This is a genomic window from Catenulispora sp. GP43, from assembly GCF_041260665.1.
Classification (GTDB): domain Bacteria; phylum Actinomycetota; class Actinomycetes; order Streptomycetales; family Catenulisporaceae; genus Catenulispora.
This window is the reverse complement of record NZ_JBGCCT010000001.1, coordinates 124,677-146,870: the sequence shown is the minus strand read 5'-3', so window position 1 is coordinate 146,870 and position 22,194 is coordinate 124,677. Positions and strand designations below refer to the sequence as shown.

Below are 22,194 nucleotides of genomic sequence, written 5' to 3'. Positions count from 1 at the left end.
CGCTAAGCCGCCTTGGCGGCCCGCAGCGAGAACATCAACGGCACCCGGGGCATCCCCGCGGGCAGCCGGTAGGTGCCGTCCCGCTCCTCCAGCACCCGGAACCGCGGGAACAGCGTCATCTCGTACTCGTGCAGGAACTCCAGCCGCAGTCCGGCGCCGATCAGGGCGCTGACGATGTCCCCGATCCCGTGGTTGAACTCCACGGTCACGTTCTCCCGCGTCGAGGCCTCGAGGTCCGCGTACGTCCCGGGCTCGTCCCACACCTGGGGCGAGCGGTCGAAGTAGTCGTAGGCGACCGTGCGGCCGTCCTCGTCGCTCAGCGTGTTCCCGAACGGGTGGAACTCCGAGACGTACAGGAACCCGCCCGGTTTCACCATCGATGCCGCCACCCGCGCCCACCGCTCGATGTCCGGCAGCCAGCACAGGGCGCCCTTGCCGGTGTAGACGACGTCGAACTGCTCGCCGTCCAGCGCTTCGGCCGCCCGGTGGACGTCCGAGGTGACCCAGCGCGAGTCGGTGACGCCGATCCGCTCGGCCAGTGCCGCCGCGGCCGCCGTCGCCGGGGCCGAGAAGTCCAGTCCGGTGACCACGGCGCCGTGCCGGGCCCAGCCCAGCGTCTCGGTGCCGATGTGGCTCTGCAGATGCAGCAGGTGCTTGCCGCGCACGTCGCCGACCTCGGCGAGCTCGAAGTCCTCCAGCGTCTCCCGCCCGGCGACGAAGGAGTCGAGGTCGTAGAACCGGCCGTCGACGTGGATCGGAACCCGCTCGTCCCAGTTGGCGCGGTTGTACTCCAGCCAGTTCGCGGGATCCGGGGCGGTGGTCTCGGCGCTCATGGCACCGACGCTAGTGCGCGCTCAGCCGGTGATCAAAGGGATACCCGCGCTCAGGCGTACTCCCGGTCCCGCGGATCCGGCCGGTCCAGGTTCCAGTGCCGGCCGACGCCGACGATCCAGTCCGCGAGGTTCCCGTCCTTCTCGCGGGGCCGCAGGACGAACCGGCAGATGCTGCTCTGGCCGCCTTCGTGGTCGCTGTACAGGACCTCGACGGTGAACACCCGCCGCTCCTTGATAGCCGCCGCCATCGTGTCGTACTGCGGGTCGTCGGTCTGGCGGATCGCGGCGTGCCAGTAGCCGACGTCGTGCGCCGGGACGAACAGGTCGCGGATCATCCGGCGGTAGTCCTGGGGCGCCGTGTGGCGGTCCTCCGGGCCCTTGCGCTCGTCGGAGACCGCCCAGCCCTGCAGGACCGCCAAGCCCGCGCCGGCGTTGCGGATCGAGATCGCGAAGTAGATGTTGCCGTCCACGATCTCGGCGTAGCCGCGGCCGCCGCTGACCACCGCCCAGTGGTCGTCGGCCCAGAAGATCTTCTCGTCGCGGTCGGTCAGCCGCGAGGACAGCAGCACCGGACGCAGCCCCACCAGCACGGCCCGTTCGGCGGCGGCCGCGGCCCGCGAGGCCGAGCGCACCGACTTCAGCGTGGCCGCCGCCAGGATCACCGTGGTCCCGGCGGTGGCCAGCGAGGATATGGTCACCCAGTCAGTCACGCGGTGGAGACTACAAAACTCACAGCCCCGTGGTCGATCGCGGATACGCGACGGTCTGGTCGGTGGCGATGTTGACCAGGTACGGCACGCCCGAGGCGAAGGCGCGGTCCAGCGCCGGCCCGATCTGCGCCGGGTCGGTGACGAACTCCCCGCCGCCGCCGAGCGCCTGCACCACCTTGTCGTAGCGCGCATCAGGATTCAGATCCGCGGCGACGTCGTACCCGTACAAAGCCTGCATCGGGTGCTTCTCCAGGCCCCAGCACGCGTTGTTGCCCATCACCATCACGACCGGAAGCCCGTGCCGCACCAGGGTGTCCACGTCCATCAGCGAGAAGCCGGCCGCGCCGTCCCCGAACAACAGCACCACCTGCGACGTCGGCCGCGCCAGCCGGGCGGCGATCGCGTAGCCCAGGCCGGTGCCCAGACAGCCGTAGGGGCCCGGGTCCAGCCAGCAGCCGGCGCGGCCGGGCTCCACGAAGCGGCCGGCGAAGGACACGAAGTCGCCGCCGTCGCCGATCACCACCGCGTCGTCGGCCAGCCGCGGCAGCAGCTCGCCGTAGATCCGTGCCGGGTGGATCGGGTCGGAGGCGGCGGTCAGCAGGTCCCGGTCGGCCGCGATGGCCGCGGCGGCCTTGTCCTGCAGGGCGGACAGCCAGTCCGCGTAGGCGCCCGGCTTGGCGGCCTTGCGCCAGGACTCCGCGATGCCCTCGAAGGCCGCGGTCAGATCGCCGGCGGCGCTCGCGGCCAGGCCGAGGTGGCCGCTCAGCTGCCCGGGGGAGTCCACGACGTGCACCACCGGCGCGAGCGGGCTGCCGTCCCGGCCGCCGAACAGTCCGTAGCCCAGGCGGAAGTCCAGCGGGGTGCCCACGACGATCACCAGGTCCGTGCCGCCGAACGCGGCCGAGCGGGCCCGGGTGACTAGCTGGCGGTGCCCGCGCGGCAGGATGCCGCGGCCCATGCCGTTGGTGATGACTGGGACCCCGGTTTCCTCGGCGAACGCCAGCGCGGCGGCGTCGGCGTGGTCCATCCAGACATCGGATCCCAGCACCAGCACCGGTTTGGCGGCGCGCGCGAGCAGCTCGCCGATGGCCGCCAGCGCGTCGGCGTCCGGGACGAGGGCCCGGCGCGGCCCGACCGTCGGCAGCGGCTCGGCGTCGACGTCGAAGGCCGCCTCCAGGGACAGGTCGAGGAAGACCGGTCCGCGGTGCGGGGCGTCGGCGAGCGTGAAGGCGTCGTCGAGGTCCGCGGCCAGCGCCGCGGTGGTGTGCACGGTCGCCGAGCGCTTGGTCACCGGGGCCAGCAGCGGCGGGTGGTCCAGCTCCTGCAGCGCGCCCTTGCCCCAGTTGGAGTCCGCGGCCCGGCCGCCGAGCACGACCACCGGGGAGCCGTTGAAGTGCGCGGTGGTCACCGCCGAGACGCCGTTGGTGATGCCGGGGCCGGCGGTCAGGACCGCCAGGCCCGGCTTGCGGGTCAGCTTGGCGGTGGCCTCGGCGGCGAAGACGGCGGTCTGCTCGTGCCGGACGTCCAGGATCGGCATCGGCGGGTCGGCCTTCACCGCGCCGTCGTAGAGCGAGAAGACGTGTCCGCCCGAGAGCGTGAACATGGTCTGGACGCCGTGCGCTCGGGCCACCTCGACGGAGATCTGGCCGCCGTGCAGCGGTTGCGGGCTTTCGGGCTGTGCTTCGGTCACGACGGTCACCTGTGGGGGTTCGGGCGGACTGGGGCGAAGTTACGTGCCAGTAGCTTTCCGCCCCGCCCCGGCTCGCGCAAGGGTCGCCTCACCGCTCGAAGTCGATCCGCATCACCCGGCGCCGGGGTGTCGGGCTGCTCACCTCACGGAAACCGCAGGCCTCGTAAGTGCTCCGCGCCCCGACGAACAGCTCGCCCCACACGACCTCCCTGCCGGGCTCGGTGATCAGCGAGTAGCCCTCGACGGCGGTCGCCCCGCGCTCGCGGGCGAAGCCGACCGCGGCCTCGGTCAGCGCCCGGCTCACGCCGCGGCGGCGGTGGCCGGTGCGGACCACGAAGCAGGTGATCGCCCAGACAGCGGGGTCGTCCCGGTCCTCGTCGCGGCCGGTCCACGGCACTTTCATGCCCCGCAGCCGCGGATACGCCGTTCGGGGCTCCACCGCGCACCAGCCGACCGGCTCGCCGCCGAGGTAGGCGACCAGGCCGCTGGTGGTCCCGGACTCCGGTTCGCCGCAGCGGGTCTGGTCCCGCAGGCGGGCCTCCTTCTCCTCCTGCGGCATGGAGCGCCACTCCTTGGCAGGGGACTTGAACCACTGGCACTGGCAGTCGTAGGGCACGCCGCGCTCGCCGAAGACCGTGCGCAGGTCCGCTGCCGAGGCTTGGTTCGCCGGGACGACGGTGATGGTCGTGGACTCCGTCATAGGCGCACGATAGCCCCGGCCGCGGACGGTGGCCGGGGCCGCGGGCCCGGTCACAGACCGATCGCCTCGGCGACCTCGGCCAGGTCCTGCGCGGTCAGCCGCACCGCGCCGGCCTTCGCCCAGCCGTCCACCTGCGCGGCGTTCCGCGCCCCGACGATCGCGCCGGTGACCCCCGGCCAGGCCAGCGTCCAGGCGATGACGGCCTCGGCGACGCTCACCCCGTGGCGCGCCGCGATCGGTTTGAACGCGTCGGCGATGCGCAGGTTCGCCTCCAGGCCGGTGGTGTAGTCCGGGCTGGTGCGGCGCCAGTCCTCGGCCGGCAGGTTCGCGACGCGCTCGGCGGAGAAGGCGCCGGTGAGCAGGCCGGACTGGAGCGGCGAATACACGATGACGCCGGTGTCGTGTTCCCTGGCCCACGCGATGTCCGCCGCCGCCGAGCGGTTGACGGCAGAGAACGGCGGCTGGATGGCGTCGACGTGCGCGATGGATTCCGCGACGGTCAGCTGCGCGGCGTCGTGGTTGGACAAGGCGATGGCGCGGATCTTGCCCTCGGCCTTCAGGTCGGCCATCAGCTGCCAGTACTCCTCCAGCGGCGTGTGGTTCGGGGAGACCGCGCCGCCTTCCTCGGCGCCGTAGACGAAGGCCTCGCCGGTGTCCGGCCAGTGCACCTGGTAGAGGTCGACGCGTTCCACGCCGAGGCGGCGCAGCGAGTCCTCCAGCTCGCGGCGGACGCTGGCCGGCTCCATGGTGCGGATCGGCGCGCCCTTCGGGTCCTCCGGGTCCCAGACCAGGCCGACCTTGGTGAAGATGTAGGGGCGGTCGGCTTCGGAGTAGGCCGAGACGGCCTTGCCGACCAGCTCCTCGGAGTGGCCCAGGCCGTAGACCGCGGCGGTGTCGATCCAGTTGACGCCGGAGTCGATCGCGTGCCGGATCGCGGCGACGGACTCGGCGTCGTCGGTGGCGCCCCAGCTGTAGGCCCAGCCGCTGCCGGAGACGGCCCAGCTGCCGAAGCCGACGCGGGAGATGGTCAGGTCGGTGGCGCCGAGCCGGACGGTGTCCGGGATCTGATTCGCGCTCTCGTTCGTCATGCCCGCAACGATCCGCTCATCGCGCCGGCCCATCCAGGACCGCCCGATGCCTAGGCACGGGATGACCAGGATGCGCCGCGCGTGTTAGTCAGGATCGTGAGCATCGACAGGCGTGCGGACAGGCGTGCGGAGTTGGGCGATTTCCTGCGGTCCCGGCGGGCGAGGCTGAACCCGGCCGATGTGGGGCTGCCCGACTACGGCGGCCGGCGCCGGGTTCCGGGGCTGCGGCGCGAGGAGCTGGCGCTGGTGGCCGGGGTCAGCGTGGACCACTATGTGCGGCTGGAACAGGGCCGCACGCTGCAGTTCTCCGAAGAGGTCCTGGACGCCGTGGCCAGGGCGCTCCAGCTGGATCCGACCGAACGCCGGCACCTGTACCGGCTCGTGCGGCCCGCCGCGCCGCAGGTGTATCAGGGCACGGGCGAAAGCGAGCCGCAACAGGTGCGGCCGGGGCTGCGGCGGCTGCTGGAGTCCACGACGGACGTCCCGGCCTACGTCGTGGGCCTGGGCACCGACGTGCTGGCGTGGAACCAGCCAGCGGCGGCGCTGCTGACCGACTTCGGCTGCCGCGCGCCGCACGAACGGAACCTGGGCTGGCTGGTCTGCCACGACGAAGGCTTCCGCGCGCTGTTCGCGGATCCGCTCGCGAAGATGGCGGACATCGCGGCGTACGTGCGCTTCGACATCGGCCGCCATCCCGACGACCCGGCGCTCGGCGCGCTGGTCGCCGAGCTGTGCCGGAACCCGGAGTTCGCCGAGGTGTGGGCCCGGCACGACGTGCGCGACAAGACGCACGGCAGCTACACCTACCGGAACCCGGTCGTCGGCGAGATCACCCTGGACTACGAGACCTTCCGGGCCCCCGACGACCCGGACCAGGCGCTGATCATGCAGACGGTGCCCGAGGGTTCGCCGGCCGAGGCGGCCCTGCACCTGCTCGTCGCCGCCGACGCGCCGACCGCGGCCCGGGGCCGCAGACTGGGATCATGGATGACGATGAGCTGACTCAGAAGGTCGTCGGCTTGATGCGGCTCGCCTACGCCATGGTCAAGGACTCGTCCTCGAGCAGCGACGCGGCCTTCGCCCAGGAAATGCGGAAAGTCGCCGGCGACATCGGCAGGCCCACGCTCGACCCGGACGCCACCGAGGAGGTCCGCGCCGCCGCGAACACCGCCGCCGCGCAGGTCAGCGGCGACCTCACGAGGGCTCTGGGGCTGGCGCTCGGGCTCTTCGGCGTCTTCGCGGCCGCCATCGACCGCGAGTACGAGGGCCTCGATGTCCCGGCCTTCCTCGACCACCTCGCCGGCCACCAGTGACGCCGAGACCGGAACGGTCCGGGCCGGCTGACCGGCCCGGACCGCGCGAAGCCGCCGGTTAGAGCGTCTTGGACAGCTCCTTGATCGGCATCTCCAGCTTCGTCAGCAGCGCCAGGTCCTCCTGCGGCGAGCGACCCAGCGTCGTCAGGTAGTTCCCGACGATGACCGCGTTGATGCCGCCCATCAGCCCCTGCTCCGTGCCCAGCTCGCCGAGGGTGATCTCGCGGCCGCCGGCGTAGCGCAGGATGGTGCGCGGCAGGGCCAGGCGGAAGGCGGCGATGGTCTTCAGCGCCTCCTTGGAGCCCAGCGGCTCCATGTCGCCGAAGGGCGTGCCCGGGCGCGGGTTGAGGAAGTTGAGCGGGACCTCGTCCGGGGTCAGGGCGGCCAGCTGGGCGGCGAACTCGGCGCGCTGCTCCAGGGTCTCGCCCATGCCGACGATGCCGCCGCAGCAGACCTCCATGCCGGCGTCGCGGACCATGGTCAGGGTGTCCCAGCGCTCTTCCCAGGTGTGGGTGGTGACCACGTTGGGGAAGTGCGAGCGCGCGGTCTCCAGGTTGTGGTTGTAGCGGTGCACGCCCATGTCGGCCAGGTCGTCGACCTGCTCCTGGGTGAGCATGCCCAGGGACGCCGCGACCTGGATGTCGACCGCGTCCTGGATCGCCTTCACGCCCTCGCGCATCTGCTTCATCAGGCGCTCGTCCGGGCCCCGGACGGCGGCCACGATGCAGAACTCCGTGGCGCCGGTGGCCGCGGTCTGCTTGGCCGCCTCGACCAGCTCCGGGATGTTGAGCCAGGCCGCGCGCACCGGGGAGGGGAACAGGCCGGACTGCGAGCAGAAGTGGCAGTCCTCGGGGCAGCCGCCGGTCTTCAGCGAGACGATGCCCTCCACCTCGACCTCCGGACCGCACCACTTCTCGCGCACCTCGTGCGCCAGCTGCAGCAGCTCCGGCAGCGCCTCGTCGGGCAGGCGCAGGACCGCCAGCACCTGCTCCTCGGTCAGCCCCACGCCCTCGTCCAGCACCTGGCGCCGGGCCGCGCCGAGGATGTCGAGGTCTTGGTCAGTGGTTGTCATGGTTCAGGCCGCCTTCCGAGGGTCCCAGGTCTGCCGAAATTCTGCCGGATCGAAGGTGCCGCCGAAGGCCGGGGAAAGCCCGGCCCGGGCGGCGAGGAGGAACTCGGCCGGGTCCAGCCGTCCCGCGCCCTCGGGGAGCGCGCCGGCCAGCGGCCGGGCGCCGATGGTCTCCAGGTCGCGGATGTTGCACCGCATCGCCAGGTCGGGCTCGGCGGGCCAGCTGCCCAGCACGATCCCGGCCAGGTCCAGGCCGCGGGCGGCCATCGCCTCCAGGGTGAGCGCGGCGATGTTCAGCGTGCCCAGGTTCGGGTGCGCGACCAGCAGCACCGGCGCCTTCAGCGCGTGCGCCAGGTCGGCCAGGGTGCTGCCGTCCTCGTCGTTGCGGACCAGCAGGCCGCCGGCGCCCTCGACGAGCACCAGGCGGCGGCTGTCGGCGAGCTCGCCGATGCGCCGGACGGTGTCGTCGAAGTCCAGCGGCGGGATGCCCGAGCGGCGCGCGGCGGCGGCCGGGGACAGCGGGTCCGGGTAGCGGACGTACTCGTGCAGATCGGTCACGCCGGCCAGCTGCTTCACGGTCGCCAGATCGCCGGGGCCCTCGGGGGTGACCCCGGTCTGCGCCGGCTTCACGACGGCCACGGAGGTGCCGCGGGTGGCGGCCAGGGTGGCGACGGCGGCGGTGACGACGGTCTTGCCGACGTCGGTGTTGGTTCCGGTGACTACGACGATGGACACGACGCGACTTTACGGCAGGGCCGAGACCCGACCGTGCGATCGCGGGGTGAGTTGGGACACGGTCGCCCCGCGGGCGGGCCCGGCCGGCCGGCCGGGCCGGCGCCGCTCACTCCCCGTCGGGCCGCTTCAGCCGCGCCACGAACTTGTACCGGTCCCCGCGGTACACCGACCGCACCCACTCCACCGGCTCGCCCTCGGTGTCGATGGAGTGCCGGGACAGCAGCAGCATCGGCAGACCGGTGTCGGTGCCCAGCAGGCCGGCCTCGGTCGGCGTGGCCAGCGCGGTCTCGATGGTCTCCTCGGCCTCGCCCAGGTGCACGCCGTACTCCTCGGCCAGCGCCGTGTACAGGGAGGAGTACCGCCCCAGCAGTTTGCGCAGGTTCGGGAAGCGCTGCTGCGACAGATGGGTGGTCTCGATCGCCATCGGCTCGCCGTTGGCCAGCCGCAGACGGCTGATGCGCAGCACCTTGGCCGAGGCCCGGATGCCCAGGCGCTCGCCGAGCTCCACCCCGGCGGCCACGTACTCCATCTCCAGCAGCCGCGAGGCCGGCTCCAGGCCCTGGGCCCGCATGTCCTCGGTGTAGGAGGTGAGCTGCAGCGACTGCGCCACCTTCGGCTTGGCCACGAAGGTGCCCTTGCCCTGGATCCGCTCCAGCCGGCCCTCCACCACCAGTTCGGCCAGCGCCTGCCGGACCGTGGTGCGGGAGGTGTCGAACTCGGTGGCGAGCAGGCGTTCCGGGGGGACCGGGGTGCCCGGCGGCATGGTCTGGGTGAGGTCGAGCAGATGCTGCTTCAACCGGTAGTACTTCGGAACGCGCACGGTTTCCAGCGCCGATTCCAGCCCTGATTCCAGCGCCGGGCTCGACCCCTGGGATTCCAGAGCGATGTTCGCGGGTTCTGCGGTCATGAACGGCCCCTCCTCGTGGCCCAAAGTGCCATGGACCCGCGCGCGTGTCCAGCCGGGCGATCTCGGTGCGGACTTTCTTCGGATACCGGTGTTTACCTGGGGCGGGATTGTGTATGTCAGTGCTGGTTGCGTCTTGGTAACGGGTTGGACAACCGGGGTCGCGCAGTCTTGACGGCCCCAGTGGTCTATGCCAGTCTCCGGACTGGTCTAAACCAATCGGGAAAGCCGGGAAGACGCTTCAGGAGGCGTCGTTCTCCGTCATTCCCGACAGCTCGACACCACAACGGATCCACGACCGGATTACCGATCTAACGCAGCACGGGACGGCATCGCTCAGGGTTGCCGTGTCGCGCGGTCGGTCTGTGGGTCGCTCAGATCCCTCACCTACCAAGGAGTACGGCATGAGGCGCAAGCTCATAGCCCTGTCGTCGGCGGCCGTGGCCGTGGCGCTCATGGCTTCCGCGTGCAGCTCGTCGAAGTCCAGCGGGTCCGCAGCGGCCGGCAGCGGCGGCACCACGGCGGCCCCGTCGTCCAACCAGCTCGGTACCGGCGGCACCGGCTCGACCGGCTCGCCGATCACCACCGACGGCAAGGGCAAGACGGTCAACATCTGGCTGATGCAGGACGCCCAGAAGGGCTGGCAGAACGTCGTCGACCAGGCCGACCAGCGCTTCACCGCCGAGACCGGCGCGCAGGTGAAGATCAACTGGCAGACCTGGACCAACTACGGCCAGACCGTGGACGCCGCCATCGGCTCCTCCTCGGCCCCGGACGCCATCGAGCTGGGCAACACCCAGACCGCCAAGTACATCGGCGCCAACCAGCTGGTCGACCTCACCGGCGACAAGTCGAAGTTCGACAACTCCGGCGCGTGGCTGGACAGCCTCGCGGCCTCCGGTGCCTCGCCCGACGGCAGCAAGCAGTACGCGATCCCCTACTACGCCGGTTCGCGCGTCCTGATCTACCGCAAGGACCTGTGGGCCGCGGCCGGTGTGACCACCGCGCCGACCACGATCGACGAGCTGAAGGCGGACCTGGACAAGGTCAAGGCGGCCAACACCTCCACCGCCAACTTCTCGGCGCTCTACCTGCCGGGCCAGAACTGGTACACCGCCATCTCCTTCGGCGCCGGCACCTACGGCGTCAACGGCGTCATCGCCAAGTCCGACGGCAGCAACTGGACCGGCACCATGACCGACCCGAAGTTCCTGCAGGGCATCCAGACCTGGGACGACCTGCAGAAGAACTACTCGGTCGGCGGCGCCACCAAGGACGAGACCGACCAGGACGCCCTGATGGCCAAGGGCAACATCTCGGCCATCATCGGCAACGGCTGGGAGGCCGCGCAGGTCTACGACCCCAAGGTCGGCGACCCGACGCTGAAGGACAAGCTGGCCGAGATCGCCGTCCCCGGCGTGACCGCCGACGCGCCGACCCCGGCCTTCCTGGGCGGGTCGAACCTGGCGGTCCCGAGCAAGGCGGCCAACTCCAAGCTCGGCGAGGAGTGGATCCGCATCTTCACCGACACCACCAGCATGAAGCTGCTGGCGGCCAAGGCGATCCCGAACAACAAGACCCAGATCGCCGACTACATCGCCGCCGACCCGGCCAACCAGGCCACCGGCGACGCGGCCAAGGGCGTCACCTGGTTCATCCCGAACTCGCCGAACTGGGCGCCGGCCGACGAGACGCAGCTGAAGACCGCGTTCGGCCAGATCGCCTCGGGCAAGGACCCGGCGTCGGTGCTCAAGGGATTGCAGGACAGCATCCTGAAGGACCTGAACAGCTGATCCGCCCAGGCCTGTGAAGGCCGGCTGATCGACAACGGGGGAGAGGGGGATGCCGGGCGGCCACGGGGCCGCCTGGTGTCCACCGGAGTTCACTTCAGGTGGCCGGCGTCGTGAGGGGGTCCTCACCCGCCGGCCGTTCGTTTGCCGCCGCCTGCGAGCCGCCATCAGCGCCGGGCGCCCGAGAGGATCGCGGATCCCATGAGTGTCATCGAGAACAGGGCTTCCCAGCGGGAGGTCCAAAGTCCGCCGCCCAAGAGGCGGAGCCTTACCGTGCGGGGCAAGTCCCTGCCCTACGTCTTCCTGGTCCCGTCGGTGGTCGTGCTCGGCACGATGATGGGCTATCCGCTGGTCCGGATGGTCCTGCTGGCGTTCCAGAACATGAACAACTACCGCAAGTTCGTCAACCCCAGCCTGGTCAGCTACGTCGGCTTCGACACGTTCAGCTCGATCCTGCAGGACCCGGTCTTCTGGCAGGTGATCCGCCGGACCCTGATCTGGACCGCGCTGAACGTCGCACTGAGCATGGTGATCGCGATGGCCATCGCGGCGCTGCTGGGCCGGATCTCCTCCTGGGCCCGGGTCGTCCTGATCACGGTGCTGCTGTTCGTCTGGTCGATGCCCACGATCGTCACCGGGACCGTGTTCCGCTGGCTGTTCGACAACGCCTACGGCGTCATCGACTACATCCTCTATCTGTGCGGCGGCAAGGGGATGCTGCACCACGACTGGTTCGCCGATCCGACCCAGGGCCTGTACGTGGTGGTCACCTCCGTCGTGGTCTGGGGCGCGCTGCCGTTCCTGGTGCTGGCGCTGCACGCCGGCATGACCCAGGTGCCGAGCGAGCTCAAGGAGGCCGCCCGCGTGGACGGCGCCTCGCCGCTGCAGGTGTACCGCAACGTGACCCTGCCGATCCTGCGCCCGCTGCTGCTGATCACCACCGCGTTGTCCTTCATCTGGGACTTCCAGGTCTTCAACCAGATCTGGACCATGCGCAACGGCGCCCCCGAGCAGGGCTACTGGACCATCGGCGTGTACCTGTTCGAGCAGGCCTTCGACCGCAACCGGTACAGCGACGGCGCGGTCATCTCCGTGGCGATGATCGTGGTCATGATGCTGGTGCTCGTCTTCTACATCCGTCAGATGCTCAGGATCGGGGACCAGAAGTGAGCACCTTCCGCAGGGCCCCGCGCCGGGGCATGACAGCCTTCTGGAACACCGTGGCGATGCTGATCGCCGTCGTCCTGGGCTTCCCGATCTACTGGATGCTCCTGACCACGGTGAAGTCCAACAAGGACCTCATCTCCCAGCACCCGACCTTCTGGCCGTCGCACTTCGACTTCTCGTCCTTCTCCTCGGCGATGGACGACAACTTCGGCGGCAACCTGCTGAACACCGTCTACATCACGCTGGGCTCGGTCGGCATCAGCCTGGTCGTCGGACTGCTCGCGGCGCTGGCCGTGGCCCGCTTCGACTTCCGCGGCCGCAAGCCGTTCATCGTGGCGATCCTGGTGGTCCAGATGGTGCCGCTGATCACCATCCTGGTCGGTCTGCTGCCGGTGCTGAACGCCACCAACCTGTACGGCTCGGTGCTCGGCGTGATCCTGGCCTACCTGGTCTTCACGATCCCGTTCATCATCTGGACACTGCGCACCTACATCGTGGGCATCCCGGTCGAGCTGGACGAGGCGGCCATGGTGGACGGCTGCACCAAGGCCCAGGCCTTCCGCCGGGTGGTGCTGCCGCTGCTGGCCCCCGGTCTGGTCTCCACCGGCGTGTTCGCCTGGATCCAGGCCTGGAACGAGTTCGTGATGGCGCGGCAGATCCTCGCGCCGGCCCAGAACAAGACGGCCATGGTGTGGCTGACGTTCTTCAGCGACACCCCGACCCACGGCTCGGACTACTCCGGGCAGATGGCCGGCGCGCTGATCATCGCCGCCCCCGTCATCATCTTGTTCACCGTCTTCCAAAGCCGCCTGTCGACCGGTCTCACGGCCGGTGCGGTGAAGGGTTAGGGGTACGGCGCGCGCATGGGAGAGCAACTGCTGCGCGACGCCGCCGCCGTCCTCCAGCCGGGGTTCGTCAACGACGAATCCGGCAGGGTCCCGGACTGGGTGCGTCGCGCCCTGACCGAGGACGGACTCGGCGGTGTCGCCTACTACGGACGGAACATCGCGGCCACGCCGGAGCGTACCGGCGAGCTGTCGGCGGCGCTGCGTGCGGAGAACCCGCACGTGCTGGTCGCCGTGGACGAGGAAGGGGGCGACGTCACCCGGCTCGACGTCGCCACCGGGTCGGCGTTCCCGGGCAACTACGCCCTGGGCCACGTGGACGACCCGGAGCTGACCGAGACGGTCGCCCGGCATATCGGCCGCTCGCTGTGGCGGGCGGGGATCAACCTGAACTACGCGCCGGACGCGGACCTGAACACCAACCCGGACAACCCGGTGATCGGGACCCGGTCCTTCGGGTCCGACGCGGACGTCGCGGCGCGGCACTCCGCGGCCTACGTCAGGGGTCTGCAGGCGGTCGGCGTGGCCGGCTGCGCCAAGCACTTCCCCGGCCACGGCGACACCGCCGTGGACTCGCACCACGGGCTGCCGCTGGTGCGGCACTCCGACGAGGAGTGGGCCAAGCACCTGGCGCCGTTCCGGGCCGCGATCGAGGCCGGGGTGAAGTCGGTGATGACCGCGCACATCCTGGCACCCCGCTACGACCCGGAGTTCCCGTCGACCATGAGCCGCAAGGTCCTGGTGGACCTGCTGCGCGGCGAGCTCGGGTTCACCGGGCTGGTGGTCACCGACGGCATCGAGATGGCCGCCATCGTCGACACGTTCGGGATCGCCGAGGGGACGGTCCTGGCCCTGGCCGCGGGCGTCGACGCGGTGTGCGTCGGCGGCGGTCTGCGCGACGAGGCCGACTACCTGATGCTGCGGGACGCGCTGGTGGCCGCGGTGCGCGACGGGCGGCTGCCCGCCGAGCGCCTGCACGACGCCGCCACCCGGGTGCGTGACCTGGGAGCCTGGGCTGCCGCGCAGCGGGCGGGCGTGGAGGGGACGCACGCCGGCGGCGGTGACGACGCCGGGGGTTCCGGGGGTTCCGGCGGTCCCGACGGCGCCGTGGTGCTGGCCGGAGCCGTCTCGCCGAACGGTGCTTCGGGCACGGCGGTGGACGCTGGTCTCGACGGCAGTCCCGGCGACGCGGTGGCTCTCGCGGCCACCGACGGCGCGCGGACCATCGGCCTGACCGCCGCCTCGCGCGCCCTGGCCGTCTCCGGCGCCCCGCTCGTCCCGCTGACCGGTCCGGTCGCGGTCGTGGAGTTCGTGCCCCTGGCGAACAACGCGGCCGGGACCGCGGTCCCGTGGGGACTGAGCCCGGTGCTGTCCGAGCTGCCGGCCGGCAGCACGGCGGCGCGGTTCGTGGAGCCGGGCGAGGCGACCGGCTTCGCCGGCGACGACGACACCGCCGCGGCGCTGGCCGCGGTGCGCCCGCGGCTGGCCGCGGTCCCGTACACCCCGGCCGGGGTGTCCGAGGTCGTGGCCGCCGCCGCGGGCCGGCCGCTGGTGCTGGTGGTGCGCGACGCGCACCGGCACGCCTGGATGGCCTCGGCGCTGGCCGCGGTGACGACGGTCCGGCCGGACGCGATCGTGGTCGAGATGGGGATCGCGTACGGTCTGGGGGACAAGCCCGCCGGGGCGACGCAGATCGCCACCCACGGCGCGGCGCTGGTGTCCGGGCTCGCGGTCGCCCGGCTTCTGACGAAGGGATCGGTCTAAGTGAGCGATGCCAAGCCGGGCGAGGTCATGGCCCGGGAGATCGCCGAACAGCCGGCGGTGCTGGAGCGGATCCTCACCGAGGGCCTGCCCCACATCCGCGAGGCGGCCGAGCGGGTGTTGGCGGCCCAGCCGCGCTTCGCCCTGCTCACCGCCCGCGGGACCAGCGACAACGCGGCGTACTACGCCAAGTACCTGATGGAGATCGCGCTCGGCCTGCCGGTCGGGCTGACCTCCATGTCGACCACCACGGCCTATCGCGCGGAGCCCGATCTGCGCGATGTGCTGTGCGTGACGGTCTCGCAGTCCGGCGGATCCCCGGACCTGGTCGCCTACACCGAGATGGCCAAGGCGCGCGGCGGTCTGACGCTGGCGGTGACCAACGTCGCCGGCTCGCCGGTGAACCAGGCCTCGGAGCTGTCTCTGGACGTCCTGGCGGGCCCGGAGCTGGCACTTCCGGCGACGAAGACGTACACCGCGGAGCTGCTCACGCTGTGGCTGCTGGTGGACGCGCTGCGCGGCGGCGACGGCTCGGCGGCCAAGGCGCTGCCGGAACTGGCCGCCGCGGTGCTGGCCCGGGAGTCCGAGGTGGCCGATCTGGCGCAGCGCTACCGCTTCGCCTCCCGGCTGGTGCTGACCGGGCGCGGGTACTCCTACCCGACGGCGCGCGAGGCCGCGCTGAAGGTCATGGAGACCAGCTACCTGCCAGCCCACGCCTTCTCCGGCGCGGACCTGCTGCACGGTCCGCTGGCCATGGTGGACAACGTCAGCCCGGTGGTCGCGGTCGCGGCCGAGGGGGCCGGCGGCACCGCGCTGGAGCCGGTCCTGGAGCGGCTGCGGGAGCGCGGCGCGGATCTGGTCGTGGTCGGCTCCGCGGAGCATGTGGCCGGGGCCACCGCAGGGTTCGTACTGCCCTCCGGCGTCCCGGAGGAGCTCTCGCCGATCCTGGAGATCCTGCCGTTGCAGCAGCTGGCCTACCACGTGACGATGAGCCGGGGCTTGAATCCGGACGCGCCGCGGGCTCTGGCGAAGGTGACACAGACGCACTAGCTGCGTGTTCGGAGTAGGAGCGGGGATGGGGCCCGCCGGTCCGTATGGACCGGCGGGCCCTTTTCCATGATTTCCTCTCCGCGAGGGAACCAGCGGCGGGGCCGGGGCGTGTCCGATCGGTGGCGCCGATCGCCACCCTCGGATGACAAGGGGCGGATCTCATGGGTTCAGCGAGATCGGAGGCGGACTTCGAGGCGTTCTACAGCGCCTCGTCGCGGCGGTTGCTCGGCCACGTCTACGCGATGGTCGGTGATCTGTCCGAAGCCGAGGACGCGCTGCAGGAGGCCTATGCGCGCGCGTGGCAGCGGTGGGGGAGGGTCTCCGGTTATGAGGATCCGGAGGCCTGGATCCGCACTGTCGCCTACCGGATCGCGATCAGCTCCTGGCGCAGGACCGTCAACCGGCTGCGGGCCCATCGGCGCGGGGCCGGTTCCGAGGAGGCGCCCGGCGCGTCGCCGGACCGGCTGGCGGTGATCGCGGCGTTGCGGGCGATTCCCGCTGAGCAGCGGCGGGTGGTCGTGTTGCACCACCTGGTGGGGCTGAGCGTGGAGGAGATCTCCTTCGAGACCGGTGCTCCCGCCGGGACCGTGAAGTCGCGGCTGGCCCGGGGCCGGCGCGCGTTGGCCGGCCATGTCTCCGAGTACGCCGATGAGAGTCAGGAGGCGGAGAACTATGCCTGAGTTCGATGACGCCCTCGCCCGCGCCGTGCAGGACGGTGTGGGGCAGGGTGGGATGCCCGGTGTCGCGGATGCGATGCGCCGGGGACGGAAGCGCTCGCTGCGGGCCCGGGGCGGCGTGGCGGTGCTGGGGGTGGCTGCGATCGGTGGCGCCCTCGGGGTCACCGCGTCGCTGGGCGGCCCCGCGGGCGCGGCGAAGACGGTGACTGCGGCCGACGCGCCGACGACGACGGGGCGCCCGGCCAGTGCGCCCACGTCGTCGTCGGAGTCGGCGCCGCCGCCGGCCCGCGGCGACGGTCTGCTGGCGGCGAAGCTGTGGCCGGGATACGACCTGACGCATTGGGATCCCCAGCCGTCGAACCCGTCCCGCGCCGCCAAGGGCGCCGGCTCGCTCGTCACGCACTGCTACCCGTCCGACTCGCATCCGCCCGCGGGGATCGCCTTCCCGATCACCGGGATGTCGATGTGGGGCACCGAGTACGACACGGCGCACCATGTGGACGCCCAGGAAGTGGTGTTCACGTTCGCCGACGAGGCCAAGGCCTCGGCGTTCCTGGCGGACGCCAGGAACGCGGGCAGCGCGCCCGCCTGCGGTTCCGGACGCGACGCCCTGGTCCCGGCCCCCGGCGTCAGCACCGGAGACGGGGTGTCGTGGCTGATCAACCAGCAGCACAGCTCCGTCGACAACCTGCCGTCCGTCGAGCACACCTGGGTCGTGCGGGTGGGCGACCGGGTCGCGATGCTGCGGGTGTCGCAGTTCGGCAGCGACTTCAAGAGCACCGCGGGTGACAAGAAGGTGTTCGCCGACCTGCAGGCGGCGCTGGAGAAGTAGCGGTACGCATGACGCGGGCCCGCCGAGGTGATCGGCGGGCCCGCTGTGCGTTCCAGGGGGCAGCGATGAGTTTCGCCCGGCCGGGCCGTCTGATGGCATGACGTCCCACTCAACCGGAGGAAATCCCATGCGCAAGGTGGTCTCGACCCTGTTCCTGTCCCTCGACGGCGTCGCCGAGAGCGCGGACAAGTTCTGTGTCGACTGGGACGAGGTGGTGGACGCCAACGGCGCCGCGATCATCGCCACCCAGGACACGGTCATCCTCGGCCGGCGCAGCTACGACGAGTGGTCGGAGTTCTGGCCGGGCAGCGACATCGAGCCGTTCGCCACGTTCATCAACGAGGTCCCGAAGTACGTCGCGACCTCGTCGCCGCTGGAGCGGCCGTGGCACAACGCGTCGGTGATCGAGGGCGGCCTGGTCGAGTTCGTCCGGAGCCTGAAGGACTCCGAGGGCGGCGACATCGGGGTGCACGCCAGCATCTCGGTCGTCCAGGCGCTGCTCGCCGGCGGGGTCCTGGACGAGGTGCGGCTCGCCGTCGCGCCGGCGGTCGTCGGCCAGGGGAAGCGGCTGTGGGACGGAGTGCCGCCGATGCGCTGGGAGACGATGCGCAGTGTGACCACGCCCAGTGGCTATCTGCTCGCGGACTACCGGGTCTCGCGCTGATTTGGGTCTCGCGCTGAGCTGAGTCCCGCGCTGACCGGGACTCGCAGCTGGGTCCCGCGCTGATCCGCGGGACCTCCGGCCCCGGGCCCGCGGCGGTGTCGGCCCCTCAACCTCCACCGCCGCGCTAGCCCGTGGCCTTCTTTGTTCGCCGCCGTCCCGGCCGTCCGGCGAGGCGTGCGGAGCCTCGTCGTGCGTTGCCGCCGGGTGGCGGCCTGGTCGGAAACACCAGTCCCCGCGCCTGTCAGGGCTAGGCGGGTTGGTGTTCCCTCGCCAGTCTGTGGGGCCCGCTCGGCGCCTGAGCGCCAGAACCGGCCTCGAACACGCTACGCCCTGCGACCCAGGTATGCAGCGGGTGGTACCCGTCATCGAACCAGACCAGGTCGGCGCGGGCGCCGGGCTCGATGCGGCCCAGATCCGTCCGGCCCAGGGCGTCCGCCGGGACCCGGGTGGCCGCCAGCAGGACCGATGCCTCGTCCAGGCCGATGCCGACCAGGTTGCGCACCGCGCGGTCCAGGGTCAGCGCCGAGCCGCCGATGACGCCGGCCGCGTCGCGCGGCACGCCGTCCTCGCCGAGGTACACCTTGATCCCCGACAACTCGTATTCGCCCGGCGGCATTCCGGCCGCCGCTATGGCGTCCGTCACCAACGCCACCCGGCCGGCGGCCGCGCGCCAGACCAGCGTGCAGATCTCGGGGGCCACGTGGTGCAGGTCGGCGATCAGCCCGCAGGTGAACCGGGTGTCGTACAGCGCGGCGCCCGGGACCCCGGGCTCGCGGTGGTTCAGCGGGCGCTGGGCGTTGAAGATGTGGGTGACCAGGGTCGCGCCCTCGTCGGCCGCGGTGAGCACCTGCGTGGCCACCGCGTCGGTGTGCCCCAGCGAGACCCGCACCCCGGCCTCGGCCAGGCGTCGCACCGCCTCCGGACCGCCGTCGAGCTCCGGGGCCAGGGTCACCATCGTGACCACGCCCCGGGTGCCCTCGGCGGTCAGCGTCCCGAGGATCGAGCCGATGCGCTCCGGCGTCGGCTCGACCAGGTAGCGCGGGTCGTGGACCCCCGGGCGCTGCGGCGACAGGAACGGCCCCTCCAGGTGGACCCCGATCGCCTGCGCGCCGCGCAGGGAGCCGAACACCGAGCCGGCCTGCTTCACCCCGGCCAGCAGGGTCTCCATCGGCGCGGTGATGTAGGTCGGCTGGAACGCCGTGACGCCGGTGCCCGGCAGCCGGTCGGAGACCAGCCGCCAGTCCTCGTCCGAGGCGGTGATGAAGTCGACGCCGAAGCAGCCGTTGGTCTGGATGTCCACCAGCCCCGGCGTGAGCACGCCGGAGTCCAGGACTATGTCCGCCTCGGGCGAAGCGCCGTCCAGCACCTCGGCCACGACCCCGTCGTCCACGACGACGGTGGCGGGTCCCGCCAGGCGTCCGCCGAGCAGGACGCGCGGTGCTGAGATGCTGGTCACGAGAGAAGATTGTGGACTAGACCAATTGTCGATGTCTAGACCTGTGTCTGATTATCCGCGAGATCGCTCAGAACTGAACGAATCCGCTGCGTCTCAAGGTCGGACAAATCGGCACGTGCCGTCACCCGGAGCCGGGATTTCCCGTCCGGCACCGACGGCGGCCGGAAACAACCGACATGCAGCCCGCGCGCCATGCAGAAGTCCCGCGCGGCCACGGCGGCCTCCGGGGCGCCCATGATGATCGACGTCACCGCGCCGCTCGGGGGAGTGGCCTCCAGCCCCAGCGCCAGGGCCAGCTCGTAGATCTCCCACGACCGCTTGCGCACCAGTTCCGGCAGGCCGGGATCGCGGCGGATCACCTTCAGCGCCGCCAGGGCCGCCCCGGCCGAGGCCGGGGCCAGGCCGGTGTCGAAGATCATCGACCGCGCCGTGTCCACCAGGTGGGCGACGAGCTCCGCCGAGCCGAGGATCACGCCGCCCTGCGACGCCAGCGCCTTCGACAGCGTCGCGGCCACGATCACGTCCGGCTCGCCGCCGAGCCCCGCGTCGAAAACGGCTCCACGGCCCTCAGGACCGGCCACGCCGAACCCGTGCGCCTCATCCACCACAAGGACAGCGCCGTGCGCTCTACAGGCCTCGTGGAGCTCTCTGAGGGGTGCTGTATCCCCGTCGACGGAGAACAAGGATTCGACGACCACCAGAGCGCGCTCCTCGGAGCGGTCCGCCAGGGCCGCGGCGACCGCGTCCACGTCGCTGTGCGGCGTGATGGCCACTCGGGCCCGGGAAAGGCGCGCGGCGTCGATCAGCGAGGCGTGGTTGAGGCTGTCCGAGACGATCAGGTCGCCGCGGCCGGCCAGCGCCGTGATCACGCCGAGGTTCGCCAGGTACCCGGAGGAGAACACCAGGCCCGCCTCCATGCCGGCGTGCGCGGCCAGGCTCGCCTCCAGCTCCGCGTGCAGCTCGGTGGTGCCGGTCACCAGCCGCGAGCCGGTGGACCCGGTGCCCCAGCGCCGCACCGCCTCGACCGCGGCCTCGACCACCTCCGGATGGCGGGTCAGGCCGAGGTAGTCGTTGCCGGCCAGGTCGATCAGCGGGGAGTCCGCGGCCCGCGGGACCAGGGTCCGGCGCAGACCCGCCGCCCGGCGCTCGTCCGCACGCCGGGAGAGCCAAGAAAGGGGATGGTGCGAAGCCAAGGGGTTGTGGGAAGGCTGGTCCAGGGTGCTCACAAAGCCAAGAGGCTACCCGCCCGCGGACCGGCCGGACCTGCCGGAACGTCCAAAACGATCGAGGGGGGCCCTGGCCGGGCCGGCTATGAGTTCGGGGCCCCGGCTTGTGATACCAAGAAGCATGCCGTCCATGAACGACCTGGTCCACACGCGCACCGACCTCGACGAGGCCGATCTGGACTGGCTGCACCTGCTGATCGCGGACTGGCAGCTGCTCGCCGACCTGTCGTTCGCGGACCTGGTGCTGTGGGCCCCGCTCAAGCACGAGGACGCCGACGGCGCGGGGCCCGCGCCGCTCACCGAGCCCGGCTACGTGGCGGTCGCGCAGATGCGCCCGAACACCGGCCCCACCTGCTACACCGCCGACCTGGTCGGCTCGACGATAAAGCGCGGCCAGCGGCCGATGCTGGACCTGGCCATCGACTCCGGGCGGATCCGGCGCGAGGGCGACCCGGAGTGGCGCGAGGACGTGCCGGTCCGGGTCGAGGCGATCCCGGTGCGCCGCGGCGACCGGGTCATCGCGGTGATCTCGCGCAACACCAACCTGCTGGCCGCGCGCACCCCGAGCCGGCTGGAGCTGACCTATCTGCAGACCGCGGCGGACCTGGCGCGGATGATCGCCGAGGGGATATTCCCCTATCCGGAGTCGCGCGATCAGCAGGACAACTCCCCGCGCGTGGGCGACGGCGTGATCCGGCTGGACGCCGACGGGGCGGTCGTCTACGCCAGCCCGAACGCGCTGTCCGCCTACCACCGGCTCGGCTACGCCGCCGACATGGTGGGGGAGCACCTCGGCGACCTGACCGCGGCCCTGGCCCCGGTCCAGGGCGCGATGGAGGAGGCGCTGCAGGTCGTGGCCTCCGGCCGCAAGCCGCGCGAGGCCGAGGTCGAGGGCAACGGCACCGTGGTCCAGCTGCGCGCCATCCCGCTGCGGCCGCAGGGGGAGCGCACCGGCGCCCTGGTCCTGGTGCACGACGTCACCGAGCTGCGCCGCCGCGAGCGCGAGCTGATCAGCAAGGACGCGACGATCCGGGAGATCCACCACCGGGTGAAGAACAACCTGCAGACCGTGGCCGCGCTGCTGCGCCTGCAGGCCCGCCGCATAGACGACGGCACCGGCCGGGCGGCACTGGAGGAGGCGGTCCGCCGGGTCGGCTCGATCGCGCTGGTCCACGAGACCCTGTCCCAGACCCTCGACGAGCGGGTCGAGTTCGACGAGATCGCCGACCGGGTGCTGGCCATGGTGGTGGACGTCGGTGCCGGCGGCCCGGGCGGGGTGAACGTGCGCTCGCGCCGCACCGGCCGCTTCGGCGTGCTGCCGGCCCAGATCGCCACCCCGCTGTCGATGGTGCTGACCGAGGTCCTCCAGAACTCGCTGGAGCACGGACTGGCCGACCGGGGCGGATCGCTCGAGGTCGAGGCGTACCGCGACGGGCCCCGCTTGAAGGTGGTCGTCACCGATGACGGAAACGGGCTCCCGGCGGGTTTCGACGCCGCCACGGCCGGGAACCTCGGTCTTCAGATCGTCAGAACACTTGTCCACGGCGATCTGAAGGGCACCTTCGATCTCCGGCCGGCCCCCAGCGGCCGAGGCGCGGTGGCCGTGCTGGACCTGGAGGTCGGCGAGGCACCCGCGGCGCAGGAGCCGGACGGACGGAGCACACAGAGTGCTGAGTGAGAGGGG

Annotated in this window: 21 protein-coding genes; 11 read left to right on the top strand and 10 right to left on the bottom strand. The window is 71.6% G+C overall.

Annotation, left to right across the window (positions count from 1 at the left end):
- Positions 1-2 precede the first annotated feature (2 nt).
- From ABH926_RS00670 to ABH926_RS00650, 5 genes are all read right to left on the bottom strand, one after another.
- Complete coding sequence (locus tag ABH926_RS00670; RefSeq protein WP_370363242.1) at positions 3-833, bottom strand: class I SAM-dependent methyltransferase; 831 nt, start codon at positions 831-833, stop codon at positions 3-5.
- Positions 834-883: 50 nt separating this feature from the next.
- Positions 884-1,543, bottom strand: coding sequence for a hypothetical protein (locus ABH926_RS00665; protein WP_370363241.1), 660 nt, complete (start codon positions 1,541-1,543; stop codon positions 884-886).
- A 19-nt stretch (positions 1,544-1,562) separates the two neighbouring features.
- Positions 1,563-3,233, bottom strand: a complete 1,671-nt coding sequence (locus ABH926_RS00660; protein ID WP_370363240.1) for an acetolactate synthase — start codon at positions 3,231-3,233, stop codon at positions 1,563-1,565.
- Positions 3,234-3,321: 88 nt separating this feature from the next.
- A complete protein-coding gene (locus ABH926_RS00655; protein ID WP_370363239.1) occupies positions 3,322-3,933 on the bottom strand; it encodes a GNAT family N-acetyltransferase in 612 nt (203 codons plus the stop codon).
- A gap of 50 nt (positions 3,934-3,983) precedes the next feature.
- Positions 3,984-5,021 carry an aldo/keto reductase gene (locus ABH926_RS00650; protein ID WP_370363237.1) on the bottom strand — a complete coding sequence of 346 codons (1,038 nt, stop codon included), beginning with the start codon at positions 5,019-5,021 and terminating at the stop codon, positions 3,984-3,986.
- Between the two features lie 96 nt (positions 5,022-5,117).
- Between ABH926_RS00650 and ABH926_RS00645 the strand changes: the two genes are divergently transcribed.
- Both ABH926_RS00645 and ABH926_RS00640 read left to right on the top strand, forming a co-directional pair.
- Positions 5,118-6,023, top strand: coding sequence for a helix-turn-helix transcriptional regulator (locus tag ABH926_RS00645; protein WP_370363236.1), 906 nt, complete (start codon positions 5,118-5,120; stop codon positions 6,021-6,023).
- On the top strand, positions 6,005-6,334 hold the full coding sequence (locus ABH926_RS00640) for a hypothetical protein (protein ID WP_370363235.1): 330 nt from the start codon (positions 6,005-6,007) through the stop codon (positions 6,332-6,334). The genes ABH926_RS00645 and ABH926_RS00640 overlap by 19 nt, the downstream gene beginning before the upstream one ends.
- Before the next feature lie 58 nt (positions 6,335-6,392).
- Here the strand turns inward: ABH926_RS00640 and bioB are convergent, their stop codons facing one another.
- The 3 genes from bioB to ABH926_RS00625 all read right to left on the bottom strand — a co-directional run bounded on the left by bioB (position 6,393) and on the right by ABH926_RS00625 (position 9,045).
- Positions 6,393-7,406: a biotin synthase BioB gene (gene bioB / locus ABH926_RS00635; protein WP_370363234.1), complete on the bottom strand. Its 1,014-nt coding sequence runs from the start codon at positions 7,404-7,406 to the stop codon at positions 6,393-6,395.
- Between the two features lie 3 nt (positions 7,407-7,409).
- A complete protein-coding gene (gene bioD / locus ABH926_RS00630; protein ID WP_370363233.1) occupies positions 7,410-8,138 on the bottom strand; it encodes a dethiobiotin synthase in 729 nt (242 codons plus the stop codon).
- 106 nt (positions 8,139-8,244) lie between these two features.
- Positions 8,245-9,045 carry a GntR family transcriptional regulator gene (locus ABH926_RS00625; protein WP_370363232.1) on the bottom strand — a complete coding sequence of 267 codons (801 nt, stop codon included), beginning with the start codon at positions 9,043-9,045 and terminating at the stop codon, positions 8,245-8,247.
- 401 nt (positions 9,046-9,446) lie between these two features.
- Here ABH926_RS00625 and ABH926_RS00620 point away from each other — a divergent pair, with 401 nt between their 5' ends.
- From ABH926_RS00620 to ABH926_RS00585, 8 genes are all read left to right on the top strand, one after another.
- Entirely contained in the window at positions 9,447-10,835 is a 1,389-nt protein-coding gene (locus ABH926_RS00620) for an extracellular solute-binding protein (RefSeq protein ID WP_370363231.1), read from the top strand.
- 270 nt (positions 10,836-11,105) lie between these two features.
- Complete coding sequence (locus ABH926_RS00615; protein ID WP_370363230.1) at positions 11,106-12,002, top strand: carbohydrate ABC transporter permease; 897 nt, start codon at positions 11,106-11,108, stop codon at positions 12,000-12,002.
- Positions 11,999-12,847: a carbohydrate ABC transporter permease gene (locus tag ABH926_RS00610; RefSeq protein WP_370363229.1), complete on the top strand. Its 849-nt coding sequence runs from the start codon at positions 11,999-12,001 to the stop codon at positions 12,845-12,847. The genes ABH926_RS00615 and ABH926_RS00610 overlap by 4 nt, the downstream gene beginning before the upstream one ends.
- A gap of 15 nt (positions 12,848-12,862) precedes the next feature.
- Positions 12,863-14,608, top strand: a complete 1,746-nt coding sequence (locus ABH926_RS00605) for a glycoside hydrolase family 3 N-terminal domain-containing protein (RefSeq protein WP_370363228.1) — start codon at positions 12,863-12,865, stop codon at positions 14,606-14,608.
- A gap of 27 nt (positions 14,609-14,635) precedes the next feature.
- Entirely contained in the window at positions 14,636-15,655 is a 1,020-nt protein-coding gene (locus ABH926_RS00600) for an SIS domain-containing protein (protein ID WP_370363801.1), read from the top strand.
- A 161-nt stretch (positions 15,656-15,816) separates the two neighbouring features.
- Positions 15,817-16,335 (top strand): SigE family RNA polymerase sigma factor, encoded by a 519-nt coding sequence (locus ABH926_RS00595; RefSeq protein ID WP_370363227.1) that lies wholly within the window; start codon positions 15,817-15,819, stop codon positions 16,333-16,335.
- Positions 16,328-17,164 (top strand): hypothetical protein, encoded by an 837-nt coding sequence (locus ABH926_RS00590; RefSeq protein ID WP_370363226.1) that lies wholly within the window; start codon positions 16,328-16,330, stop codon positions 17,162-17,164. The genes ABH926_RS00595 and ABH926_RS00590 overlap by 8 nt, the downstream gene beginning before the upstream one ends.
- A 127-nt stretch (positions 17,165-17,291) precedes the next feature.
- Positions 17,292-17,828 (top strand): dihydrofolate reductase family protein, encoded by a 537-nt coding sequence (locus ABH926_RS00585; protein WP_370363225.1) that lies wholly within the window; start codon positions 17,292-17,294, stop codon positions 17,826-17,828.
- A 247-nt stretch (positions 17,829-18,075) separates the two neighbouring features.
- Here ABH926_RS00585 and nagA read toward each other — a convergent pair whose 3' ends face one another.
- The gene (nagA, locus tag ABH926_RS00580) at positions 18,076-19,284 is read right to left on the bottom strand and encodes an N-acetylglucosamine-6-phosphate deacetylase (RefSeq protein ID WP_370363224.1); all 1,209 of its coding nucleotides are present in this window, start codon (positions 19,282-19,284) and stop codon (positions 18,076-18,078) included.
- 35 nt (positions 19,285-19,319) lie between these two features.
- Positions 19,320-20,510 (bottom strand): 8-amino-7-oxononanoate synthase, encoded by a 1,191-nt coding sequence (locus tag ABH926_RS00575; RefSeq protein WP_370363223.1) that lies wholly within the window; start codon positions 20,508-20,510, stop codon positions 19,320-19,322.
- 130 nt (positions 20,511-20,640) lie between these two features.
- Between ABH926_RS00575 and ABH926_RS00570 the strand changes: the two genes are divergently transcribed.
- Positions 20,641-22,188, top strand: coding sequence for a sensor histidine kinase (locus tag ABH926_RS00570; protein ID WP_370363222.1), 1,548 nt, complete (start codon positions 20,641-20,643; stop codon positions 22,186-22,188).
- Positions 22,189-22,194 lie beyond the last annotated feature (6 nt).